At 59.6% G+C, this 19,837-nt stretch carries 18 protein-coding genes; 13 read left to right on the top strand and 5 right to left on the bottom strand.

What is annotated here, in order from left to right; genetic code table 11:
* Positions 1 to 46 precede the first annotated feature (46 nt).
* Entirely contained in the window at positions 47 to 2,125 is a 2,079-nt protein-coding gene (locus FNY10_RS00300) for an ABC transporter permease (protein WP_141965244.1), read from the top strand.
* 11 nt (positions 2,126 to 2,136) lie between these two features.
* Complete coding sequence (gene fbpC, locus FNY10_RS00295; protein ID WP_100683043.1) at positions 2,137 to 3,183, top strand: ferric ABC transporter ATP-binding protein; 1,047 nt, start codon at positions 2,137 to 2,139, stop codon at positions 3,181 to 3,183.
* 289 nt (positions 3,184 to 3,472) lie between these two features.
* On the opposite strand, the gene mmuM is transcribed toward fbpC, so the two are convergent.
* Both mmuM and mmuP read right to left on the bottom strand, forming a co-directional pair.
* A complete protein-coding gene (gene mmuM / locus FNY10_RS00290; RefSeq protein ID WP_160702231.1) occupies positions 3,473 to 4,405 on the bottom strand; it encodes a homocysteine S-methyltransferase in 933 nt (310 codons plus the stop codon).
* Positions 4,392 to 5,798, bottom strand: coding sequence for an S-methylmethionine permease (gene mmuP / locus FNY10_RS00285; protein WP_141965246.1), 1,407 nt, complete (start codon positions 5,796 to 5,798; stop codon positions 4,392 to 4,394). The genes mmuM and mmuP overlap by 14 nt, the downstream gene beginning before the upstream one ends.
* Positions 5,799 to 6,299: 501 nt before the next feature.
* Between mmuP and eat the strand changes: the two genes are divergently transcribed.
* The 3 genes from eat to eutC are packed head-to-tail and all read left to right on the top strand — an operon-like array spanning position 6,300 to position 9,853.
* Positions 6,300 to 7,679 carry an ethanolamine permease gene (eat, locus tag FNY10_RS00280; RefSeq protein ID WP_160702233.1) on the top strand — a complete coding sequence of 460 codons (1,380 nt, stop codon included), beginning with the start codon at positions 6,300 to 6,302 and terminating at the stop codon, positions 7,677 to 7,679.
* A 9-nt stretch (positions 7,680 to 7,688) separates the two neighbouring features.
* Positions 7,689 to 9,062, top strand: coding sequence for an ethanolamine ammonia-lyase subunit EutB (locus FNY10_RS00275; RefSeq protein ID WP_160702235.1), 1,374 nt, complete (start codon positions 7,689 to 7,691; stop codon positions 9,060 to 9,062).
* 11 nt (positions 9,063 to 9,073) lie between these two features.
* Positions 9,074 to 9,853 carry an ethanolamine ammonia-lyase subunit EutC gene (gene eutC, locus FNY10_RS00270; protein WP_100686636.1) on the top strand — a complete coding sequence of 260 codons (780 nt, stop codon included), beginning with the start codon at positions 9,074 to 9,076 and terminating at the stop codon, positions 9,851 to 9,853.
* A 106-nt stretch (positions 9,854 to 9,959) separates the two neighbouring features.
* Here eutC and FNY10_RS26530 read toward each other — a convergent pair whose 3' ends face one another.
* Positions 9,960 to 10,136, bottom strand: coding sequence for a hypothetical protein (locus FNY10_RS26530; RefSeq protein ID WP_015585065.1), 177 nt, complete (start codon positions 10,134 to 10,136; stop codon positions 9,960 to 9,962).
* A 336-nt stretch (positions 10,137 to 10,472) separates the two neighbouring features.
* Between FNY10_RS26530 and FNY10_RS00265 the strand changes: the two genes are divergently transcribed.
* From FNY10_RS00265 to phnE (FNY10_RS00230), 8 genes are all read left to right on the top strand, one after another.
* Entirely contained in the window at positions 10,473 to 11,282 is an 810-nt protein-coding gene (locus tag FNY10_RS00265; RefSeq protein WP_131049938.1) for an ABC transporter substrate-binding protein, read from the top strand.
* A gap of 1 nt (position 11,283) precedes the next feature.
* Complete coding sequence (locus FNY10_RS00260) at positions 11,284 to 12,102, top strand: amino acid ABC transporter ATP-binding protein (protein WP_160702237.1); 819 nt, start codon at positions 11,284 to 11,286, stop codon at positions 12,100 to 12,102.
* On the top strand, positions 12,099 to 12,851 hold the full coding sequence (locus tag FNY10_RS00255; RefSeq protein WP_160702239.1) for an amino acid ABC transporter permease: 753 nt from the start codon (positions 12,099 to 12,101) through the stop codon (positions 12,849 to 12,851). The genes FNY10_RS00260 and FNY10_RS00255 overlap by 4 nt, the downstream gene beginning before the upstream one ends.
* A complete protein-coding gene (locus FNY10_RS00250) occupies positions 12,841 to 13,530 on the top strand; it encodes an amino acid ABC transporter permease (RefSeq protein WP_100686544.1) in 690 nt (229 codons plus the stop codon). The genes FNY10_RS00255 and FNY10_RS00250 overlap by 11 nt, the downstream gene beginning before the upstream one ends.
* A gap of 176 nt (positions 13,531 to 13,706) precedes the next feature.
* Complete coding sequence (phnC, locus tag FNY10_RS00245; RefSeq protein ID WP_100686545.1) at positions 13,707 to 14,549, top strand: phosphonate ABC transporter ATP-binding protein; 843 nt, start codon at positions 13,707 to 13,709, stop codon at positions 14,547 to 14,549.
* Positions 14,550 to 14,572: 23 nt separating this feature from the next.
* Positions 14,573 to 15,514 carry a phosphonate ABC transporter substrate-binding protein gene (gene phnD, locus FNY10_RS00240; protein WP_131049942.1) on the top strand — a complete coding sequence of 314 codons (942 nt, stop codon included), beginning with the start codon at positions 14,573 to 14,575 and terminating at the stop codon, positions 15,512 to 15,514.
* 63 nt (positions 15,515 to 15,577) lie between these two features.
* Positions 15,578 to 16,450, top strand: a complete 873-nt coding sequence (phnE, locus tag FNY10_RS00235) for a phosphonate ABC transporter, permease protein PhnE (RefSeq protein ID WP_131049943.1) — start codon at positions 15,578 to 15,580, stop codon at positions 16,448 to 16,450.
* On the top strand, positions 16,447 to 17,328 hold the full coding sequence (phnE, locus tag FNY10_RS00230; RefSeq protein WP_141965251.1) for a phosphonate ABC transporter, permease protein PhnE: 882 nt from the start codon (positions 16,447 to 16,449) through the stop codon (positions 17,326 to 17,328). Before phnE (FNY10_RS00235) ends, phnE (FNY10_RS00230) begins: the two co-directional genes overlap by 4 nt.
* Positions 17,329 to 17,634: 306 nt before the next feature.
* Here phnE (FNY10_RS00230) and FNY10_RS00225 read toward each other — a convergent pair whose 3' ends face one another.
* Positions 17,635 to 18,657: an IS110 family transposase gene (locus FNY10_RS00225; protein WP_160702067.1), complete on the bottom strand. Its 1,023-nt coding sequence runs from the start codon at positions 18,655 to 18,657 to the stop codon at positions 17,635 to 17,637.
* 245 nt (positions 18,658 to 18,902) lie between these two features.
* Complete coding sequence (locus FNY10_RS00220; protein ID WP_100686549.1) at positions 18,903 to 19,565, bottom strand: HAD family hydrolase; 663 nt, start codon at positions 19,563 to 19,565, stop codon at positions 18,903 to 18,905.
* Positions 19,566 to 19,837: the final 272 nt, after the last annotated feature.

Below are 19,837 nucleotides of genomic sequence, written 5' to 3'. Positions count from 1 at the left end.
CGCTCACGCTTATCCGGCCTGTTCGGGATTGAACAGCGGAAAACGTATGTCACACACACTTGCACTCCATCCCGGGAAAAAACGGGATGCGATATTCCTTTGGGTTTTGTTCGGCTGGCTGGCGTTCGCCCTGCTGCCGAGCTGGAGCCTGGATTACGGCCTGCTGGAATCCACGAGCGATGAAATCGTCGCGGCCTACGGCTGGTCGCAGTTGAATGTCAGCTGGCTGTGGTATCTCTTACCGAGCCTGCTGCTGCTTCGTCCATGGCAGGAAGCCGCGCGGGAGCAGCGCAGCCGCCACTACCTCGACGCGGGCTGGGCGTTGTTATGTATGGCGTTTATCGTCATCAGCGCCACCGTTGAAGGGCGCGGGTTAGGCTACGCCACTATCGTGCTGTTTGTCGCGCTGGGGGCTGTCATGACCCTGGCGCTCACCCGCCTCGAATGGCTGGGCGGCGACCGCTTTGTGATCGGTTCGCTGGTCACCATCGTGGCGTTAATCGGCGTCTTTATCGTCTGGCCGAGCATCGCCATTTTCATCCCGATGTTCACCAACGACGCCGGCGAGTTTGCCCCGCTGGCGTTTATGAATGTGCTATCGCAGGCGCATATCATTCAGGTGATCCTCAACTCAATCGCGCTGTCAATTGCGGTAGGCATCGGCTGCACTTTCTTCGGCCTGGTGCTGGCGATTTACACCACCCGCATCGCTCAACGCAGCGCCGTTATCGGCCGCATCTTCTCGATTCTGCCGATCGTCACCCCGCCGTTCGTCGTCGGCCTCGGCGTCACCCTGATGATGGGCCGTTCCGGCTACGTCACCGAATTGATGGTCGAGTGGTTCGGTTTGACCAATACCAACTGGCTGTACGGGTTTACCGGCATCTGGCTGGCGCAGGTGCTGGCGTTTACCCCAATGGCCTTTATGATCCTCGACGGGGCCATTAAAACCATTCATCCGTCGCTGGAAGAGGCGTCGTACACCCTGCGCGCCAGTCGCTGGCAGACGTTTAACGGCGTGTTTGTCCCCCTGCTGAAACCGGCGCTGGCGAATGCGTTTTTAATCGTCATCGTCCAGTCGCTGGCCGACTTCAGCAACCCGCTGGTGCTCGGCGGCAACTTCGATGTGCTGGCGACGCAGATCTACTTCTATATCACCGGTTCACAGCTCGATTATCAGGCGGCAAGCACGCTGGGCGCGTTCCTGCTGCTGTTCTCGCTGCTGGTGTTCTGCATTCAGTATATGTGGATCGGCAAGCGCTCCTACGTCACGGTCTCCGGTAAATCCTATCGCGGCGACGTACAGCCGCTGCCGGTGACGCTGGTCTGGGGCGTGATCGCTATTCTGGCGGTGTGGGTGGCCTTCAACGCCCTGCTCTACGGCAGCATTTTCTACGGCAGTTTTACCGTTAACTGGGGCGTGGACTACACCCTGACGCTGGATAACTTCATCAAGCTGTTCGGTCAGGGGATGAGCGACGGCGCATGGCCTTCGCTGCTCGATACCCTGCTCTACGCCGGGATCGCCGCGCCGATCACCGCCGCCTTCGGCCTGCTGATCGCCTGGATCGTGGTGCGCCAGCAGTTTAAAGGCAAAAAGACCATCGAGTTTACCACTATGCTGTGCTTCGCGGTGCCGGGCACCGTGGCAGGTGTTTCCTACATCCTGGCCTTTAACAGCGCCCCGGTGTACCTGACGGGAACCGCGGCGATTGTCATTATCTCGATGGTGATGCGTAACGTGCCGGTCGGTATTCGCGCCGGGATCGCGGGCTTAGGGCAGATAGACAAATCGCTGGATGAAGCCTCGCTCAGCCTGCGCGCCGGGAGCCTACGCACCATTACGCACATTCTGCTGCCGCTGCTGCGTCCGGCTATTCTCTCGGCGCTGATCTACAGCTTTGTGCGCGCCATTACCACCGTCAGCGCCATTGTGTTCCTCGTCACGCCGGATACCCGTGTCGCCACCGCCTACATCCTCAACCGCGTGGAAGACGGCGAATACGGCGTGGCGATCGCCTACGGGTCGATTCTGATCGTGGTGATGCTGGCGATTATTTTCATCTTTGACTGGCTGATTGGGGAAGCGCGTATCTCCCGGTCTAAAGCCAAAAACCAGGCGTAATGGAGCGCACTATGAGTCAGAAAAATTTTGTTGAGCTGCGCAACGTCACCAAGCGATTCGGCAGCAACACGGTCATCGACACAATCAATCTCACCATCCCACAGGGGCAAATGGTGACGCTGCTTGGTCCGTCCGGCTGCGGCAAGACCACGATTCTGCGCCTGGTGGCCGGGCTGGAAAAACCGAGCGAAGGGCAGATTTTTATCGACGGCGAAGACGTTACCCATCGCTCGATTCAGCAGCGCGATATCTGCATGGTGTTTCAGTCTTACGCCCTGTTCCCGCATATGTCGCTGGGGGATAACGTCGGCTACGGTCTGAAGATGCTGGGCGTGTCGCGCAGCGAAGTGAAAGCGCGGGTGAAAGAAGCGCTGGCGATGGTCGATCTGGAAGGATTCGAGGACCGCTATGTCGATCAGATCTCCGGCGGTCAGCAGCAGCGTGTGGCGCTGGCGCGCGCGCTGATCCTCAAACCGAAGGTACTGTTGTTTGACGAGCCGTTGAGTAACCTCGACGCCAACCTGCGGCGCAGTATGCGCGATAAGATCCGCGAGCTGCAAAAGCAGTTTGATATCACCTCGCTGTACGTGACCCACGATCAGAGCGAAGCCTTTGCGGTGTCCGACACCGTGCTGGTGATGAACAAGGGGCATATCATGCAGATCGGCTCGCCGCAGGATCTTTATCGTCAGCCCGCATCGCGCTTTATGGCGAGTTTTATGGGCGATGCCAACCTGTTCCCGGCCGCCTTCAGCGAGGATTTTGTCGATATCTACGGCTATCGGCTGCCGAGACCGCCGCATTTTGCCGCCCAGGGCGAAGGCAGCGTCGGCGTACGTCCGGAGGCGATTACCCTGAGCGATCGCGGCGAGGAGAGCCAGCGCTGCACCATCCGCCACGTGGCCTATATGGGGCCGCAGTATGAGGTGACGGTGGAGTGGCACGGGCAGGAGATCCTATTGCAGGTAAATGCGACGCGGCTGCAACCGGACGTCGGCGAACAGTATTATCTCGAAATCCACCCGTACGGGATGTTTGTGCTGGCCGATGCGGCGTAACTGACGCCGGGTGGCGGCTTGCGCCTTACCCGGCCTACGGTTCGTGTACGTTGCGGGTCGGGTGAGCATCGCGCCACCGCGCTGGCGGTTCGGCAGCCGGTCGGGTGAGCTGTGTTACCTCGACATCCATCCGTACGGGATGTTTGTGCTGGCCGATGCGGCGTAACTGACGCCGGGTGGCGGCTTCGCCTTACCCGGCCTACGGTTCGTGTACGTTGCAGGACGGGTGACGCGCCTGGGGGTTGGATACCTTGTAGGCCGGGTAAGCGCAGCGCCACCCGGCACAAACTCAGCGCTGCGCGTTCAATTCAGCGATATCCTTCGGCGTCGTGCGGCAGCAGCCACCAATCAGCTTCGCGCCCGCAGCCTGCCATTGCGGCAAATAACCTGCCAGGGTGGCGCAGGCTTCACCGTGATGGTGCCAGGTCTTGGTCACCGGGTCATAATGCTCGCCGGAGTTGGGGTAAACAACCAGCGGCAGCGCCGTCAGGCTATGCAGATACTCCAGCGCCGCGGTAGTGTTTTCCAGCGCGATACAGTTAATCCCCAGCGCCACCACCTGCGGGTAGTTTGCCAGCACGGCAACCACTTCCCGCAGCGGCGTGCCGTCGCTGAGATGCTGTGCATCGCGCAGGGTAAACGAGAACCACGCCCGCGCGCGAGGGTACGCGGTCAGCAGCTCTGCCAGCGCCTTAATCTCGGCAACATTGGGCATAGTTTCACAGGCCAGCAGATCGGCGCCGGCGTCCAGCAGCGCTTCCACGCGCGGACGGTGGAACGCCTGAAACGCTTCGTGGCTACGGACATAATCGCCGCGATACTCCGAACCATCGGCAAGATACGCGCCGTACGGCCCGACCGAACCGGCAACCAGCAGCGCGCCCGCCTGCGGGTTTTCGGCAAGATACGCTTCCCGAGCCTTGCGCGCCAGTTCAACGCTCTTACCGATCAGCGCCTTCGACTGCGCTTCATCCAGCCCACGGGCGGCAAACCCCGCCGGGGTGGCCTGGTAGCTGGCAGTGATCGCCACCTGCGCACCTGCGCGGAAATAGTCGAGGTGGACCTCGCGGATAAGCTCCGGGTTGTCGACCAGCACTTTCGCCGACCACAGACTGTCGGCGAGATTGCAGCCGCGCGCTTCCAGCTCCGTCGCCATCGCGCCGTCCAGCAAGATAAAGGGCTGTGCGTCCAGGATGGCGGTTAACGGATTATTCTGCGACATGTTGAGGCTCCTGGGTCAATGTCCGTGAACGAGTCAGATAGTACGCACCATAACACAGGGCGACGAACGGGATCCCGCACCACAACGCAATTCTCTGGCTGGGGTCAAAGGCGAGGCCAATGCAGGCCACCAGGCACAAAATAAAGCCCAGCACCGGCACCAGCGGATACCACGGCGCGCGATAGTGCAGTTCGCTCAGCGCTTTGCCCTGCTGGAGGTGGCGGCGACGGAACATAAAGTGCGCTGCGCAGATGCTCAGCCAGACCGCCACCACCGCAAAACCGGAAATCGCCGACAGCGCGACAAAGACCGTATCCGGCGCCACAACGCTGGAAAACAGCGCCAGTACACCGCCCAGCATACTGACCGACAGCGCGATCAGCGGCACGCCGTTCTTGTTCACTTTGGCAAAACAGGCCGGCAGCGTCTTTTCGTTCGACAGCGACCACAGCATCCGCCCGGACGCATACAGCCCGGAATTCGCCGCGGAGAGAATAGCTGTGAGAATCACAAAGTTAAAAATGTCTGCCGCATAGGGGATACCCACCTTTTCGAACACCAGCACAAACGGGCTTTTTTCCACCCCCGCCTGCTGCATCGGGATCAGCGCCGCCAGCACAAAAACGGTGCCGATAAAAAAGATAATCAGTCGCGCGATGGTCGTGCGGATAGCGACCGGGATGACCTGATGCGGGTTTTGCGTCTCGCCGGCGGCGATACCGATAATCTCGGTACCGGAGAAAGCGAAATTCACCGCCACCATGGTCATCAGAATCGGCAGCCCACCGTGAGGGAACCAGCCTTCGGCGGTAATGTTGTGCAGCCCCGGCGCCGGTGAGCCATCCTGCATCGGGATAAAGCCAAAGATGGCGGCACCGCCAAGAATGATAAAGGCAATAATGGTGACGACTTTCACCAGCGAAAACCAGAATTCGCCTTCGGCAAAGAAGCGTGTGGAGATGACGTTGAGGGCGAAAATCACCGCGCAGAACACCACGCACCAGACCCACACCGGCACCTGCGGAAACCAGTACTGCATGCAGAACCCGGCGGCGGTAAAGCTTGAACCGAGCGCCACGGTCCAGGTCAGCCAGTAGAGCCACGCCACGGTATAACCGGTCGCCGGACCGAGATAGCGTGCGGCATAGACGTGAAAAGCGCCGGTTTCCGGCATCGCCACCGACAGCTCGCCCAGGCACTGCATCACCAGCCAGACCACCAGCGCGCCGATCAGATAGGCCAGCAGCGTACCCGCCGCACCGGTCGTGGAGATAATATAGCCGGTATTAAAGAATAACCCTGTGCCAATGACGCCGCCCAGCGACAGCATGATCAGGTGGCGCGTCTTCATGGTGCGCTTAAGCTGCCCACCTTGTTGTTGTGTTGTTTGCATTTGACCTCATGGGCGTATAGACATCTAAACATCCAGATAAGACATTCCTTATACCGCGACCACTGCTAAATTGCAAAGCGGCCTGGCTCAATGGAGCAAAAAAAACGCCGGCGCCGTGCTGCCCCCCTCACGCCACATTTGCGGGCAGCTGCACCACTGCGACTCTTTCGCCAGGTGTGGTCTGCCCTTTTTTTGATCGTCGTTTGCTTAAAGCACCGCGTTTATCCGTGGTATGACCTGGCACTCTCTTTGCAAGCCTCCACATAACTGAAATACCAGGCTCACCAGCCGTCATTATTTGCAGGCAGTTTGAGCATCGACAGCGAGCAAAAACCGGCGCGTACACGTAGTACGTGAGGATTTATTCGCTGCGCTCACCCTGCGGGCCGCCCTAAAGGGCGTTCAAAATACTCTCGTATTTTGTTGCGCACTGCCCAGGCCTAAACTGGCAAATAAAATAGCGTGGTGAGCCGGGTAACTTTATCTGGCGAGGCATCGACAATGACAGAGCAAACCACAACGCTAAAAAGAACGCTCGGCAGTTTCCGTTTATGGGGGATAGCCGTCGGGCTGGTGATTTCAGGTGAGTATTTTGGCTGGAGCTACGGCTGGTCGCAGGCCGGGACCCTGGGCTTTATGATTGTCGCGCTGGCGATTGCCGCCATGTACTGCGCCTTTATCTTTAGCTTTACCGAGCTGACCACCGCCATTCCGCACGCGGGCGGGCCATTCGCTTACGCCTACCGCGCATTCGGCCCCACCGGCGGCTTTATTGCCGGTTTCGCCACCCTGATTGAGTTTGTCTTTGCCCCTCCGGCGATTGCCATGGCGATCGGCGCCTATCTTAACGTCCAGTTCCCGGCGCTGGACCCCAAATGGGTCGCCTGCGGCGCCTACGTTATCTTTATGACGCTGAACATCCTCGGCGTCGGCATTGCCGCCACCTTCGAGCTGATCGTCACCCTGCTGGCGATTTTCGAGCTGCTGGTGTTTATGGGCGTGGTGGCGCCGGGCTTCTCATGGAGCCACTTTACCGCCAACGGCTGGGCCGGGGCAGAGAGTTTCAGCGGCCTGGCGCTGCCGGGGATGTTTGCCGCGATTCCCTTTGCTATCTGGTTCTTTCTGGCGATTGAAGGCGCATCGATGGCCGCGGAAGAGGCCAAAGACCCGCAGCGTACCATCCCGCGCGCGCTGGGCGGCGGTATTCTGACCCTCACCGTACTGGCCATCGGCGTGATGGTGTTTGCCGGGGGCGTCGGCGACTGGCGCACCCTGGCTAACATCAACGACCCGCTGCCGCAGGCAATGAAAATGGTGGTTGGCACCAGCAGCGGCTGGCTGCATATGCTGGTATGGCTGGGTCTGTTCGGTCTGGTGGCCTCGTTTCACGGCATTATCATGGGCTATTCCCGGCAGATCTACTCGCTGGCGCGGGCGGGCTATCTCCCTGCCAGTCTTGCCACCCTCAACCGCCGCACCCGCACGCCGTATCTGGCGATCCTCGCCGGCGGTGTGGTCGGTATCGCGGCCATTTTCTCCGACTCGCTGATCACCATCAGCGGGATGCCGCTGACCGCCTGTATCGTCACCATGTCGGTATTTGGCGCTATTGTTATGTATATCACCTCGATGGCGGCGCTGTTTAAGCTGCGCCGCAGCGAGCCGAATTTGATTCGTCCGTTCCGCGCGCCGCTCTACCCGTGGGCACCGGCCTTCGCCCTGGCGATGGCGGTACTCTGTCTGGTGGCGATGGTCTGGTATAACCCGCTGCTGGCGCTGATTTTCGCGGCGATGATGCTGGGAGGCTATCTGTGGTTTCGCAAAACCGCATCCTCCCGCGAACGTGCGCCGGCGGATCCACAGCTGCGCATTGTCTCCTGAGGAGGCGACATGTATAAAACAACGCTATCAGGCCAGGTCTGGCGCTTTGATAGTCTGAAAACGCTGATGGCGAAAGCGTCGCCGGCGCGATCCGGCGATGCGCTGGCGGGCGTGATCGCCGGGAGCGCCGAGGAGCGCATGGCGGCGAAAATCGCGCTGGCGGATGTCCCGCTAAGCGAGATTCTGGCTAACCCGCCGATCCCGTATGAACAGGACGAAGTCACCCGGCTGATTATCGACACCCACGACAGCGGTGGCTTCGCCGCCATTCGCCACCTGACGGTCGGCGATTTTCGCGACTGGTTGCTGGATGACGCGACCGATACCGCCACCCTGCAACGGGTCGCGCGGGCGATAACGCCGGAAATGGCGGCGGCAGTCAGCAAACTGATGCGCAATCAGGATCTGATCCTCGCCGCCAGTAAGTGCCAGGTCATTACCCGCTTTCGCAATACGATAGGGTTGCCGGGCCACCTTAGCGTCCGCCTGCAGCCTAATCACCCGACGGATGATATGAAGGGCATTGCCGCCAGCATGCTTGACGGCCTGCTGTACGGCGCGGGCGATGCGGTGATCGGCATTAACCCGGCCAGCGACAGCCTGCCGGTGCTGGCGCAGCTCAACCATATGCTCGACGATATTATTCAGCGCTTCGCCATCCCTACCCAGTCCTGCATTCTGACCCACGTCACCAACACCCTGCAGCTGATTGAGCGCGGCGCGCCGGTCGATCTGGTGTTCCAGTCGGTGGCAGGCACGGAAGCGGCCAACAGCGGCTTTGGTATTAATCTGGCCTTATTGCAGGAGGCGCGCGAGGCGGCGCTGAGCCTTAATCGCGGCACACTGGGCAATAACGTGATGTATTTCGAAACCGGCCAGGGAAGCGCCCTCTCCGCCAATGCGCATCACGGCGTCGATCAGCAGACCTGCGAAGCGCGCGCCTACGCCGTGGCTCGCCACTTCGACCCACTGCTGGTCAATACGGTGGTCGGTTTTATCGGCCCGGAATATCTCTACGACGGTAAGCAGATCATCCGCGCCGGTCTGGAGGATCACTTCTGCGGCAAGCTGATGGGGCTGCCGATCGGCTGCGACGTCTGCTACACCAACCACGCCGAAGCGGATCAGGATGATATGGATACGCTGCTGACTCTGCTGTGCACCGCCGGACTGACGTTCTTAATCGGCGTGCCGGGCGCGGACGATATCATGCTCAACTATCAGAGCACCTCGTTTCACGATGCGCTGTACGCCCGTCGCCTGCTCGGCCTGAAGCACGCCCCGGAGTTTGCCGCCTGGCTGGCGAAAATGCGCATTATCGACCCGGATGGCACCCTGCGTCTGACCGATGCCCTCCATCCGCTGCTGTCCGTCCTGCCGTAAGGAGAACCGGTATGAATCCCCCCGACGCCTGGAACCCGCTGCGTGAATTTACCGATGCGCGCATTGCGCTGGGGCGCAGCGGCGCCAGCCTGCCGACGCGCGAAGTGCTCAACTTTGGTCTGGCTCATGCCCGGGCGCGCGACGCCATCCACCGGCCGTTTGAAAGCGAGCAGCTGGAAGCGCCGCTGGCGGAACTGGGCCTCTCGACGCTCACGGTGCGCAGCGCCGCCAGCGATCGGCATATTTATCTTAACCGTCCCGATCTCGGGCGGCGGCTGGATGAGGCCAGCCGCGCCGATCTCGCCGCCAGCGGCGTGCGTCCGGCGGATCTGCTGCTGGTGATTGGCGACGGGCTCTCCTCATATGCCGTGCATCGTCAGGCCCTGCCGCTGATTCGCGCGCTGCTGCCCTATCTGCACACGCTGGGCATCAGCCTCGCGCCGGTGGTGCTTGCCCATCAGTCCCGGGTGGCGCTGGGGGATGATATTGGCGAAACGCTGAAGGCCAGAGCGGTGGCGATATTAATCGGCGAGCGGCCGGGGCTCTCTTCGCCGGACAGCCTTGGCGTCTATCTGACCTGGCAACCGCATCGTCAGCGGCTGGAGTCGGAGCGTAACTGTATTTCGAATATTCGCCCGGACGGGCTGAACTATGATGCCGCCGCCTTTAAGCTGGCGTGGCTGCTGGAGCAGGCTTTTTTACGTCGTCTGACCGGCGTGCGCCTTAAGGATGAGAGCGATAACCCGGCGCTGCATGGCAGGGTGAAACCGCTGGGGGTTCAACAAATTTAAAGCTGCTGGAGGCTGCGGCATGGCATCCCGCTCGCCGCAACCTCCAGCAGCCTCGCGCTACACAAAGCACACCTCGTTCCAGTAGGCTTCACGCGTCCTGCGTCGCTCAGTATGTTTTATCATGACGGAACCACCGTGTTTCAACATTGCCGATATCCACGCCGTAAAGGCTGGCGACCGGCAATATTGCCTCCATCATCCGTTGGGTATCCTGCTGCCCGGCTTCACCGTTAGATAAAAAAGCCAGCCAGCGCGTTAATCGTTGCCATAGTGCTACTTTCATTTCTCCTCCGTCGGGAAGCGATTTGCCTGAACGTATTTCAACCACAGAAGGCGCCTGGCTGGAAATATCAATTCCGGGTTTTCAATCCCGGAAGACGCATATTGCCCCCATTCCAGTCTGCCCCGGAGGCGGCGCTGCGCGCCTGTCCGGGCGACAAAGCCACAACATCGCGGCGAACCCGTAGCCCGGTCAGCGCAGCGCCACCGGGGAAATACCCACGCTATCTCTAAGTTCTTTTTTGATATAGATAAGAACTTTTTCTTCTTTGTCGGAGACGGTCGGTTTGTGGGAGCGTAACAGCCACAACATAAAAACAGGGATTCAGGGGAAATAATCATGCGCATTGCAAAAACAAAAATCGCGCTGGCGCTGGGGATTCTGGCGCTGACCGCCCAGGCTCAGGCAGACCAGCTGGCAGATATCAAAGCCGCTGGCGTGGTAAAAGTTGCCACCTTCGATGCGAACCCGCCGTTTGGTTCGGTCGACCCCAAAACTCACCAGCTGGTGGGCTATGACGTTGATTTCGCTCAGGCGCTGGCGAAATCGCTCGGCGTAAAACTGGAGCTGGTCGCTACTAACCCGGCGAACCGTATCCCGCTGCTGCAATCCGGTAAGGCCGACCTGATCGTCGCCGATATCACCATTACGCCGGAGCGTGCACAGGTTATTGATTTCTCTACACCATACTTCGTTACCGGCCAGCAGTTCCTCGTCCCGGTGAAATCGGCGGACAAGCTTGATGATTACAGCAAAGCGCGCATCGGCGCGGTAAAAGGCACCACCGGCGAACAGGCGCTGCATCAGCGCTTCCCGCAATCACGCGTGCTCTCTTATGACGATATCCCGCTGGCGCTGACCGCCCTGCGTAACGGTAACGTGCAGGCCATCACCCAGGACAGCACCATTCTCGCCGGCCTGCTGGCAGAGGCGCCGGACAAAGCCAACTTTAAAATCATCCCCGATTTGCTGAGCAAAGAAGAGATTGGCGTTGGCGTCAAGAAAGGCGAACCGGCGCTGCTGAAAGCAGTCAACGACGAACTGGTCAATCTGGAAAAATCGGGCCAGGCCGCCAAAATCTATGATGTCTGGTTTGGCCCTGCCACCAAAACTCCACAGCCGCGCGCGTTTACCATAGAAGCTAAATAATATGTTATCGGGTCTGTTTTCACGCTCCGCGGCTTCGTCCGCGGATTTTTCGCATTTGCAGCGCGCCAGTATAGAATTTCGCCAGGCGGCAAAACGCTACGGCGACCATCAGGTGCTCAACGGTATCAATCTACAGGTCGAACCCGGGGAAGTGGTCGCGATCCTCGGGCCGTCAGGATCGGGGAAATCAACGCTGATCCGCCTGGTCAATCAGCTCGAATCCCTTAGCGCAGGCGAGATTCTGATCGACGGCAAACCCACTCGCCACCTTACGGACAGCGCGCTGCGTCAGTTACGCAGCCGCGTGGGCTTTGTTTTCCAGCAGTTCAACCTCTATGCCCATCTGACGGCGCAGGAAAATATCACCCTGGCGCTGGAGCGCGTGCACGGCTGGGAAAAAACCGCCGCCCGCGAACGCGCGCTGGCGCTGCTGCAACAGGTCGGGCTGGAGGATAAAGCCCGCCAGATGCCGGCCCAGCTCTCCGGCGGCCAGCAGCAGCGCGTGGCCATTGCCCGCGCCCTCGCCTCGTCGCCGCAAATTATTCTCTTCGATGAACCCACCTCGGCGCTGGATCCGGAAATGATCGGCGAAGTGTTGCTGGTCATGAAGCAGCTGGCGCACAGCGGCATTACCATGGTGGTGGTGACGCATGAGATGCAGTTTGCCCGTGAAATTGCCGACCGGGTGGTGTTTATCGACGGTGGCGATATTCTCGAAGTGGCGCCGCCGGCGGACTTTTTCGCCCGGCCACAGCACGCCCGCACGCGGCGTTTTCTGCAAAAGTTGCTCAATCCGCTGCACCAGGAGAGTCTCGAGTGACCCCGGGTCTCGACTGGCACGGCGTACTGAGTGGGCAGCCGCTGCAGTGGATAATCTCCGGCTTTCTGACCACCGTGCGGGTCAGCCTCGCCGGGATGGTGCTGGCCACGCTCCTGGCGGTGCTGCTGCTGGCGCTGCGCTTAGGCGGCGGCCGCGCCGGACGCGGGCTGGTGGCCTGCTGGGTCTCGCTGTTTCGCAATACGCCGCTGCTGGTACAACTGCTGTTCTGGTATTTCGCCGCCTGGAACCTGCTGCCGCTGACGGCGCGAGATTTCATCAATGCCGACCACGCCTGGTCCATTCTGCCGGGTAACGTCTGGTGGCTGACCCCGGAGTTTCTCTGCTCGATGTGGGGGCTGGGGGTATTCACCTCGGCGTTTCTGGTCGAAGAGATCGCCTCCGGGCTGCGCGCCGTCAGCCACGGTCAGCGAGAAGCTGCCCTCGCGCAGGGTTTTACGCCGTGGGGCGAACTGCGTCATATTCTGCTGCCGCAGGGGCTGGCGAACGCCTGGCAACCGATTATCGGCCAGTATCTGAACCTGATGAAGCTCTCGTCGCTGGCCAGCGGCATCGGCTTTGCCGAACTGACCTACCAGGTGCGGCAAATCGAAAGCTATAACGCCCACGCGCTGGAAGCCTTCGCCGTCGGCACGGCGCTGTATCTGGCGCTTGGGGTGGTGATGGGGATGGCGCTGGCGCGTCTGGGTCCGGGCAACACGCAGCACAGGAGCGCACAGCATGAACGCTAATCTGGCGGTTATCGCCGATAACCTCGATTACCTGCTGTGGGGACGGCTGGCGGACGGCATTCCCGGCGGCGTGGCGTTGACGCTGATGATGGCGCTCGGCGCCGCGGCGCTGGCGCTTCCCCTCGGTATTCTGCTGGCAGGCGCCGCCTGGCGTTATGGCGGCCTGGTGCGCCGGCTGCTGTTCCTGTGGGCGGAGCTGATTCGCGGCATTCCGCTTATTTTCGTCATTTTTTGGCTCTGGTATCTGCTGCCGATGCTGACCGGGAGCGACCTGCCGGGGGCGGTGACCGTCACCCTGGCGCTGGCATGGTTTACCGCCGCCTCGGTGATGCACTCGGTGCTGGCGGGGCTGCAGTCATTGCCCGCCGGGCAATTTGAAGCGGCGCGAACCCAGGGATTTTCTGCCGGGCAAGCGCTGCGTGTGATCCTGCTGCCGCAGGCGCTGCGCAATGTTCAGCCCTCGCTGGTCGGGATTTTTATCAACCTGCTGAAAGACACCTCGCTGGCGTTTATTGTCAACGTGCCGGAGCTCACCACCGTCGCCGGCCAGGTCAATAACCGGGTACAAATCTACCCGCTGGCGATTTTTGTCTTCACCGGCGCGGTCTATTACCTGCTGTGCTGCGGCCTGAGCCTGCTGGCTAACCGTCGCTATCTCCGGCGCTACGCCCGCGGCTAAGACACGGCGGCGCATCCACCCCTGCGCCGCCGGTCTGGCCCTTCGTCCCGACGGATTGCGCGACATTGCTCGCGCAATAACCGCACCGTTCACCGTTTTTTCGTCTTACCGTCATATAACGATCACATAAAAAACCATTAATAGTGCCCAGTTTAATGACGAATCTGGACGCTCTTATGAATAGTTCTCTTGCCGCGGTAACCGAAACCGATTATCCGCATTTTGGTCAGCCGAATACCGACCGGCAGCGGAAAGTCTTAAGCGTGCGTAACCTGAATAAGTCTTACAGCGCGCAGCAAACCGTACTCGATAACATCAGTTTTGATCTGCATGCCGGCGAGCTGGTGGGCGTGATTGGCCGCTCCGGCGCCGGGAAGTCGACGCTGCTGCATGTGCTGAACGGCACCCACAGCGCCACCAGCGGTGAGATCCTCAGCTACCCGGAAGTGGGCACGCCGCACGATGTGGCGAAGCTAAAAGGCCGCGCGCTGAACGCCTGGCGTAGCGAGTGCGGCATGATTTTCCAGGACTTCTGCCTGGTGCCGCGTCTTGACGTGTTAACCAACGTCCTGCTGGGCCGGCTGAGCCAGACTTCCACGCTGAAATCCCTGTTTAAGATCTTCCCTGACGCCGACCGCGCGCGCGCCATCTCGCTGCTGGAGTGGATGAATATGCTGCCCCATGCCCTGCAGCGGGCAGAAAACCTCTCCGGCGGGCAGATGCAGCGCGTGGCGATTTGTCGCGCGCTGATGCAGAACCCCGGTATTTTGCTGGCCGATGAGCCTGTCGCCTCTCTCGATCCGAAAAACACCCAGCGCATCATGAACGTACTGCGCGAAATCAGTGAACAGGGCATCAGCGTGATGGTGAACCTGCACTCGGTGGAACTGGTGAAAGAGTATTGCACGCGGGTGATTGGCGTAGCGAAGGGCAACATTATTTTTGACGACCATCCCTTACGGCTGACTCAGGATATTCTGCATCGGCTGTACGGGGATGAAATTAGCCAATTGCATTAATTTCCACTCACACGGACAATATAATGAAACAATACATCACTGGTGCAGTTCGTATATCCGCCGCGGTCGCGGGAATGATGATGGCATGGCAGGCTGGCGCTGCGGAACAGCCAAAAGAATTAAACCTGGGGATCCTGGGGGGTCAGAACGCCACCCAGCAAATTGGTGATAACCAGTGTGTAAAACAGTTTCTCGACAAAGAGCTGAACGTCGATACCAAATTACGCAACTCCTCTGACTATTCCGGCGTTATTCAGGGTCTGCTGGGCGGTAAAGTGGACGTCGTGTTGAGTATGTCGCCTTCGTCTTACGCTTCGGTTTATATCAATAACCCGAAAGCGGTCGATATTGTTGGTATCGCCGTGGATGATAAAGATCAGTCCCGTGGCTACCACTCGGTGGTCATTGTCAAAGCCGACAGCCCGTATAAGAAGTTAGAAGATCTGAAAGGTAAAGCATTCGGCTTTGCCGACCCGGACTCCACTTCCGGCTATTTGATCCCGAACCACGCCTTCAAACAGAAATTCGGCGGCACTTCGGATAACAAATACAACAACTTCTTCTCCAGCGTCACCTTCTCCGGCGGCCACGAGCAGGATATCCTGGGCGTGCTGAACGGCCAGTTCGCGGGTGCGGTCACCTGGACCTCGATGGTCGGCGACTACAACAGCGGCTACAGCGTCGGTGCCTTCAACCGTCTGATTCGCATGGATCATCCGGATCTGATGAAACAGATCCGTATCATCTGGCAATCGCCGCTGATCCCTAACGGCCCGATCCTGGTCAGCAACGCGCTGCCGGCTGACTTTAAAGCCAAAGTCATCACCGCTATCAAAAAGCTGGATACCGACAACCACGCCTGCTTTGTGAAAGCGATGGGCGGTACTCAGCATATCGGTCCGGGCAGCGTGGCCGACTTCCAGCAGATTATCGATATGAAACGCGAGCTGGTAAGCGCCCGTTAATCTCGCCCCAACGCCGCCTCCGTGGCAGTCCGCGTGAGGCGGCGGCATCCTGAAGACCCGCGTATGAATATATCGAACACCGAATTTGAACGTTATTACCAGCAGATACGGGCGCGACAAAAGCGCGATACCTTTAGCTGGTCGGTGCTCCTGCTGGTGCTGTATTTCGCCGCCGGCAGCGCCGCTGAATTTAATCTCTTCACCATCTGGCACTCTCTGCCGAATTTTCTCGATTATATGTTTGAGACGCTGCCGACGCTCCACGTCAGCACGCTGTTCGCCGATGTCCACACCAAAGGCTCGCTGGCCTACTGGGGCTATCGTCTGCCGATTCAGCTGCCGCTTATCTGGGAAACATTACAACTGGCGCTGGCTTCCACGCTGATTGCGGTGGTCATTGCCACCCTGCTGGCGTTCCTCGCCGCCAATAACGCCTGGTCGCCGCCGCCGCTGCGTTTCGCCATCCGCGTTCTGGTGGCGTTTTTACGCACTATGCCGGAGCTGGCGTGGGCGGTGATTTTCGTGATGGCCTTCGGCATCGGCGCCATTCCCGGGTTTCTGGCCCTGATGCTGCACACCATCGGCAGCCTGACTAAGCTGTTTTACGAAGCGGTGGAAAGCGCACAGGACAAACCGGTACGCGGCCTGATGGCCTGCGGGGCTTCACCTGTCCAGCGCATTCGCTTCGCGCTGTGGCCGCAGGTCAAACCGATTTTTCTCTCCTACGGCTTTATGCGTCTGGAGATTAACTTTCGCTCGTCAACCATTCTTGGGCTGGTGGGCGCCGGCGGGATCGGTCAGGAGCTGATGACCAACATCAAGCTGGATCGTTACGATCAGGTCAGCATCACGCTGCTGCTGATCATCATCGTGGTGTCGCTGCTGGATATGCTGTCCGGTCGCCTGCGACAGTGGGTTCTTGAGGGTAAAAAATGAGTCAATGGCAGAGCCAACCGGATGTCGCCGCCAGCCGTCGGCAGCATCGGCAACTGTATCAAGCCCAGGGGCGCTATTTGCGCTTCGTCGGTCTGCTGACGCTGGCGGGCCTGCTTTACTACGTCTGGTTTTTTACCCAGTTTGGCATCAGCGGCGAGCAGCTCACTACCGGTCTGCAGCAAATCGGCCGTTATCTGCTGCGGATGTTCGTCTGGCACGACTTTTTCAACTGGCCGTTTGCCTACTATTTCACGCAGATCGGCATCACTCTGGCGATTGTCTTCGTCGGGACCCTGACCGCGACGGTGATTGCGCTGCTGCTCTCTTTCCTCGCGGCGCGTAATATTATGCGCGGGTTGATTCCCGGATTTATCGCTCTGCTGATGCGCCGCCTGTTTGACGTGCTGCGCGGCATTGATATGGCTATCTGGGGGCTGATTTTCGTCCGCGCCGTGGGCCTCGGGCCGCTGGCCGGGGTGCTGGCGATTATTATGCAGGATACCGGGTTGCTCGGGCGGCTGTATGCGGAAGGGCATGAGGCGGTTGACCGCTCGCCGGGACGCGGGCTGACCGCGGTGGGCGCGAACGGTCTACAGAAGCACCGCTTCGGCATTTTTACCCAGTCTTTCCCGACATTTCTGGCGCTGAGCCTGTATCAGATTGAGTCGAATACCCGTTCCGCCGCGGTGTTAGGCTTTGTCGGCGCCGGCGGTATCGGCCTGATTTATGCGGAAAACATGCGGCTGTGGAACTGGGACGTGGTGATGTTTATTACCCTGCTGCTGGTGGTCGTGGTCATGGCGATGGATACGCTCTCGGCGTGGTTACGCCGCCGCTATATTGGCGGTAGCGTGGTACCGCTATTTAAAGCCGATTAGCGTTTCCCGGATCGCGCTGCGCTTATCCGTATATGGACACCTCCCGTTATGCAAGCCATCTCTGCATTCTGTGTAACGGGGTAAGTTGCGTTCGTATATCCGGCCTCTCTTACGATACCGTCGTATCCGGGCCATGATGTTATCTGCGCATCTGTTTCCATTCGGGCTAGCGGCTTTGTTTACCAGGGAGCCTTCGGACAAGTCGGAATGACAGATGCCGGTCTTACCTGTTACTCATCACGCTTTGCTGACCGCATACTCACGGCTGGTTACTGCTCTTTTACTGCATGGACAACAGGACACCGGTTAACCGGCACCCTGTTGTCCATGGTACTCTTTTTCACCGCTCAGTATCGCCCACGCTATTCGCGCATTCTTGTTCGCCAGCGCCACTGTCGCGATATTCCGGTTTCGCCTTTCCGACAACGCCTGCAGCCACTGACTGCGTCTGTCGGTTTTATTCTGACACGCATTCAGCACCGCTCGCGCACCGTGGATTATCAGTGTCCGCAGGTAGCTGTCTCCCCGCTTGCTGATATGTCCCAGCCGCTCTTTCCCGCCGCTGGAATGCTGCCGGGGAACCAGCCCCAGATACGCCGCCATCTCCCGGCCACTTTTGAACTGTCTGCCATCCCCAACCGCCGCCACCAGCGCGCTGGCCACCACCGGACCTATGCCTTCTATTGTCAGCAGCCTTTTTATCCGGATATCATCCCGCGCCGACTGCTCAAGCCGCCTGTCATGCCGGGCGACCCGCTCATCCAGTATCTGCAACTCTTCCGCCAACTCTCCCAGCAGGCGGATAAAGCGGTCATCCCACTGTTCCTGTTGCGACAGTATCTCCGGCAACGCCTTACGCAGTTGTCTTATCCCCACAGGCAGGACCAGACCGAACTCACCCAGCAGGCCCCGCATCTCATTGCTCAGGGCTGTCCGGGCACGGATCAGCCTGGCCCGGACGCGGTGCTCTGCCTGCAGCGTCTGCTGCCTTTCCGTTTTGACGGCCACGAAGCGCATTCCCGGGCGGCTGATAGCCTCACAGATAGCTTCCGCATCGTTGGCGTCATTTTTCTGGCCTTTGAGATAAGGCTTAACCCGCTGCGGAGGGATAATGCGCACGGTATGTCCCATCCGGGTCAGCTCGCGGGCCCAGTAGTGGGCGGCAGCGCAGGCTTCAATACCGATAAGGCACGGGGAGAGCTGAAAGAAAAAGGCCATCATGCGGTCACGGCGCAGGGTTTTACGCAGGACAGCCTGTTCATGGTGATCCACGGCATGTATCTGGAAGATATTTTTAGCCAGGTCGAGACCAATACGTTTAATATTCATAATGGACACCTCCTCCGGGACTCTGAAGTTAACACCTCAGTCTGGCACTCTGATGCCGTAAGGTGGGAGGTGTCCATCACATCGGGCTACAGGTTCATGCTGTTTGGTAGCCCGGACAGGTGCGTAGCACCGCCTCCGGGAAGGCATCAACACGCCAGATTATCGTGCCCGCGCCAGCGGTAGTTAACCACCGCAGTACCCAGCCCGTAGCCCGGACAGGTGCGCAGCACCGCCTCCGGGGAAAATCACAGCCGCCACTCCAGCACTGGCCAGTTGTGGCTGGCATTCGCCGCCGCCAGCTGCGGGCATGGGTTAACCAGCCGGACATGGTCGGCATGCAGACACAGCGGCAAGTCGTTTATCGAATCGGTATAGAAGGTCACCTCACCAGAATACGCGGGATGCGCCTGTCGCCACTGCGCCAGACGTACGACTTTCCCCTGCTGATAGCTTGGCGTCCCGGCAATCACCCCGCTATAACAGCCATCGGCCATCTCCACATCGATACCTAACGCCTGCTCAATCCCCAGCTCCGCCGCTACCGCTTGCACCAGCAGGCTGACCGACGCCGAGATAACCAACATCTGCTCGCCTCCCGCCTGGAGAGTACGAATGAGGTCCCACGCCTGCGGATAAACGCGCGGCACAATCTCTTCGCGCACGCAGCGCGCGAGCAGAGAGTCCACTTCCGGCTTCGGCACGCCGATCAGCGGGGCCTGAATCAGGGCCACGTAGTCGGCGATATTCATTTCACCGCGATCATAATCGTCCATCAGCGTCGCTTCCCGCGCCAGATACGCCGGATCGCTCACCCACCCTTCGCGCACCAGGAACCGGCTCCATACCGTGCTGCTGTCGCCCTTAATCAAGGTATTATCCAGATCGAAAATCGTCAGATTTTTGGCCATCATTATTTTCCCTAATCAGCAAAATTGGCTCGCCAGAGCATGCTTAAGCAAGATGACAGGAGAATGACTCGCCTGCGCACCGGACAAAGGGTAGCAAAAAGAGAGGGAAAACGGGCAGATTAGCGGCGATATACCGTGAAACATGGCGACATATCGCCGCACGGTTATCCCAGAGGCTTAGCGCCAACAGTACCGCCAGCGACAACAGCGGGTAACTCCGCGCATGCCAGCGATCCGGCAGAGGCGTCAGCCAACGGGCAGCCAGTACATCG

Source organism: Klebsiella sp. Lac1 (genome assembly GCF_009825425.1).
Classification (GTDB): domain Bacteria; phylum Pseudomonadota; class Gammaproteobacteria; order Enterobacterales; family Enterobacteriaceae; genus Klebsiella; species Klebsiella electrica.
This window is presented reverse-complemented; position numbering and strand designations above follow the sequence as displayed.